Source organism: Vibrio sp. OPT18, from assembly GCF_015163615.1.
GTDB classification, from domain to species: Bacteria; Pseudomonadota; Gammaproteobacteria; order Enterobacterales; family Vibrionaceae; genus Vibrio; species Vibrio coralliirubri.
Genome location: NZ_JADDYK010000092.1, coordinates 114,056 through 114,609 on the forward strand (window position 1 = coordinate 114,056; position 554 = coordinate 114,609).

1 protein-coding gene is annotated in these 554 nt (G+C 49.8%); it reads right to left on the minus strand.

The annotated features are described in order from the left end of the window. On the minus strand, positions 1-554 hold a 554-nt coding region (locus IQQ51_RS27630; protein ID WP_228013191.1), incomplete at both ends, for a Bcr/CflA family efflux MFS transporter.

Below are 554 nucleotides of genomic sequence, written 5' to 3' on the forward strand. Positions count from 1 at the left end.
GTTGGGTTCTTACACAGTCGAGCATAGTTACGAATCGTTGTTTTAAAGCGCAATGGTTGTCGGTTTTCTGCAGGAAGCGTTTCTGGGATCTTCATCGATACCGCCAGAATCACGATCACCGCAAAAATAGCCAGGACCCAGAAAATTGAACGCCAACCGAACCACAACGCTAAGTAACCGCCAATCATCGGAGCAACCAATGGCGCAACTGTCATCACCAAAGTAACGAAAGACATGGTTCTTGCGAAATCTTCACGATCGAACATGTCTCTTACCACCGCTTGGATGATAACGGCCGCCGCAGCACCAGCAAAACCTTGAGCGGTACGGATGTAAGTCAGCGCTTCAATGCCATGAGTTGTCGCACTCACCATAGAAGCGATAGCAAACAAGAACACACCAATAAGCAATACAGGCTTACGACCGTAGCTATCTGCCAGCGGGCCATGCAGCAACTGTCCCAACGCGAAACCTGCGGTATAAGCTGTTAGCGTGATTTGTACTTCACCCGCCGTCACACCAAGATCTTTAGCAATGGTCGGCATCGCTGGCAG